Raw genomic sequence first — 2,976 nt, forward strand, 5'->3', positions numbered from 1 at the left:
CGCGAGCCTCCCCGCGGGTGGCGTAAACTCATCACCGGCCCCCCGTGCGCGGTGTGGCGCGTCCTGGGCCGGGGGGTCGGGCGCCGGGCCGGCAGCACCGCCGGCCCGGCAGCACCACCCGCCCGGCCCGCAGCGCACGTACGGTCCGTGGCCCCGCAGGGATGCGAGGGGCACGGACCGTACTCTTGTCCACGTGCAGGAACTCCACGACGCCCCCCTCGCCCCCCTGACCACCTTCCGCCTCGGCGGTCCCGCCACCCGCCTGGTGACCGCGACCACCGACGCCGAGGTGGTCGACGCCGTCCGCGCGGCCGACGACAGCGGCACCCCGCTCCTCGTCATCGGCGGCGGCAGCAACCTGGTCATCGGCGACCGCGGCTTCGACGGCACCGCCCTGCGCATCGCCACCACCGGCTTCCACCTCGACGGCACCACCCTGGAGCTCGCCGCCGGCGAGAACTGGTCCGACGCCGTCGCCCGCACCGTCGGGGCCGGCCTCGCCGGCATCGAATGCCTCGCCGGCATCCCCGGCTCCGCCGGCGCCACCCCGATCCAGAACGTCGGGGCGTACGGCCAGGAGGTCTGCGACACCATCACCGAGGTCGTCGCCTACGACCGCACCCGCCGCGAGACGGTCACCCTGACCGCCGCCGAGTGCGCCTTCCGCTACCGCAACAGCCTCTTCAAGGACCAGCCCGACCGGTACGTCGTCCTGCGCGTCCGCTTCGCCCTCGAGGACGCCGGCGGGCTCTCCGCGCCGATCAAGTACCCCGAGACCGCCCGCGCCCTCGGCGTCGAGGCCGGAGACCGCGTCCCGGCCGCCACCGCCCGCGAGACCGTGCTGCGCCTGCGCGCCGGCAAGGGCATGGTCCTCGACCCCGCCGACCACGACACCTGGTCCGCCGGCTCCTTCTTCCACAACCCGATCCTCACCGACGAGGCGTACGCGGCCTTCCTCGCCCGCGTCCAGGACCGCCTCGGCGCGGACGTCGCCCCGCCCGCCTACGCCGCCGGCGAGGGCCGTACGAAGACCAGCGCCGCCTGGCTGATCGACAAGGCCGGCTTCACCAAGGGCTACGGCACCGGGCCCGCCCGGATCTCCACCAAGCACACCCTCGCCCTGACCAACCGGGGCGAGGCCACCACCGAGGACCTCCTCGCCCTCGCCCGCGAGGTCGTCGCGGGCGTCCACGCCGCCTTCGGCGTCACCCTGGTCAACGAGCCGGTGACGGTCGGCGTCAGCCTCTGAGGAGCCCCGGCCGCCATGCTCTGTCCACTGCACGGGGCCGGTACGGACCCCACCCGCCTGGTGGGACGCGCCATCAGCCGCATCGTCGCGTCCTGGCACGTCTACGAGGGCGAGCGCTCCGAGGTGCCGCTCGACGTGTGGCTCATCGACAGCGAGGGCGACTCGACCCGGATCAGCACCGGGTCCGACGGCTGCCTCATCGTCGAGGCCGCCGCGCCGCACGAGCCGTACGACATGGGGGAGTGGGGCCGCATCGAGGTCGGCGAGGACCTCGGCGACCACCCCTTCCTGCGCCACCTCGGCGAGACCGTCGCCCGGGTGGCCGAGTTCGCGGCGCCCGGGACCGGGCGCACCCAGCTGGAGATCGGCTTCGGCGAAGGCGACCGGGTACGGGCCGACTGCTGGGAGGGCGACCTGCGGCTGACGCGCTGACCCCGTGTGGCCCTGTGGCTACGTGGCCAGCCAGTGGTCGATGCCGGTCAGCAGCTTGTCCTGGACGTCCGGGGGCGCGGCCGAGCCGCGGACCGACTGGCCGGCCAGCTCCGCGAGCTCCGCGTCCGTGAACCCGTGGTGGCGGCGGGCGATCTCGTACTGGGCCGCCAGGCGCGAGCCGAACAGCAGCGGGTCGTCCGCGCCCAGCGCCATCGGCACGCCCGCCTCGAACAGGGTCCGCAGCGGGACGTCCTCGGGCCGCTCGTAGACGCCGAGCGCCACGTTGGAGGCCGGGCAGACCTCGCAGGTGACCTTCGCCTCGGCGAGGCGGCGCAGCAGCTGCGGGTCCTCGGCGGCCCGCACCCCGTGCCCGATGCGGGCGGCGTGCAGATCGTCCAGGCAGTCCCGGACGGAGGCCGGGCCGGTGAGCTCGCCGCCGTGCGGGGCCGCGAGGAGGCCGCCCTCGCGGGCGATGGCGAAGGCGCGGTCGAAGTCGCGGGCCATGCCGCGGCGCTCGTCGTTGGAGAGCCCGAAGCCGACGATGCCGCGGTCGGCGTAGCGGACGGCCAGGCGGGCCAGGGTGCGGGCGTCCAGTGGGTGCTTCATGCGGTTGGCGGCGATCAGCACGCGGATGCCGAGGCCGGTGTGGCGCGAGGCCTCCTCGACCGCGTCCAGGATGATCTCGACGGCCGGGATCATGCCGCCGAGCAGTGGGGCGTACGAGGTGGGGTCGACCTGGATCTCCAGCCAGCCGCTGCCGTCCCGGACGTCCTCCTCGGCCGCCTCGCGGACCAGGCGGTGGATGTCGTCGGGCTCGCGCAGGCACGAGCGGGCGGCGTCGTACAGCCGCTGGAAGCGGAACCAGCCGCGTTCGTCGGTGGCGCGGAGTTTGGGGGGCTCGCCGGCGGTCAGGGCGTCGGGCAGCCGGACGCCGTACTTGTCGGCCAGGTCGAGGAGGGTCGATGGGCGCATCGAGCCGGTGAAGTGCAGGTGGAGGTGGGCTTTCGGCAGAAGCGTGAGATCGCGTACGTGCTCCATTGGGTGATCCTGCCGTACGACTGGGCTCGGCGGGACCCTTATTCCCGATCGGGGGCCCACCGAACGTCCTGCCGCCGCCTGCTGCCGCTGCGCGGAGCCTGCCCCTCCCCGCCCCTTCCCGAAACCGGGGGCTCCGCCCCCGGCCCCCGCGCCTCAAACGCCGGCGAGGCTGGAATTGCCGCGCAGCGGCACATTTCAGCCCGCGCGGCGTTTGAGCGCACCGGGCGCGAAGCGCCCGGAACGGGGGCCGGGGCGTC

Annotated in this window: 3 protein-coding genes; 2 read left to right on the top strand and 1 reads right to left on the bottom strand. The window is 74.8% G+C overall.

The genetic code is table 11. From position 1 onward, the window contains the following. Nucleotides 1-193: 193 nt before the first annotated feature. Nucleotides 194-1,249, top strand: a complete 1,056-nt coding sequence (locus tag ABZ924_RS35525) for a UDP-N-acetylmuramate dehydrogenase (RefSeq protein WP_361919342.1) — start codon at nt 194-196, stop codon at nt 1,247-1,249. Between the two features lie 15 nt (nt 1,250-1,264). Then, the gene (locus tag ABZ924_RS35530) at nt 1,265-1,681 is read left to right on the top strand and encodes a hypothetical protein (RefSeq protein ID WP_361919344.1); all 417 of its coding nucleotides are present in this window, start codon (nt 1,265-1,267) and stop codon (nt 1,679-1,681) included. An 18-nt stretch (nt 1,682-1,699) separates the two neighbouring features. Here the strand turns inward: ABZ924_RS35530 and ABZ924_RS35535 are convergent, their stop codons facing one another. Beyond that, nucleotides 1,700-2,719 (bottom strand): adenosine deaminase, encoded by a 1,020-nt coding sequence (locus tag ABZ924_RS35535; RefSeq protein ID WP_361919346.1) that lies wholly within the window; start codon nt 2,717-2,719, stop codon nt 1,700-1,702. Between the last annotated feature and the right edge of the window lie 257 nt (nt 2,720-2,976).

The sequence above is a fragment of the Streptomyces sp. NPDC046876 genome, from assembly GCF_040645035.1.
Classification (GTDB): domain Bacteria; phylum Actinomycetota; class Actinomycetes; order Streptomycetales; family Streptomycetaceae; genus Streptomyces.

Bases quoted from the DNA above. Each gene is read 5' to 3' on its own strand.
- ABZ924_RS35530 (WP_361919344.1), top strand. From the start codon at position 1,265: ATGCTCTGTCCACTGCACGGGGCCGGTACGGACCCCACCCGCCTGGTG.
- ABZ924_RS35535 (WP_361919346.1), bottom strand. From the start codon at position 2,719: ATGGAGCACGTACGCGATCTCACGCTTCTGCCGAAAGCCCACCTCCAC.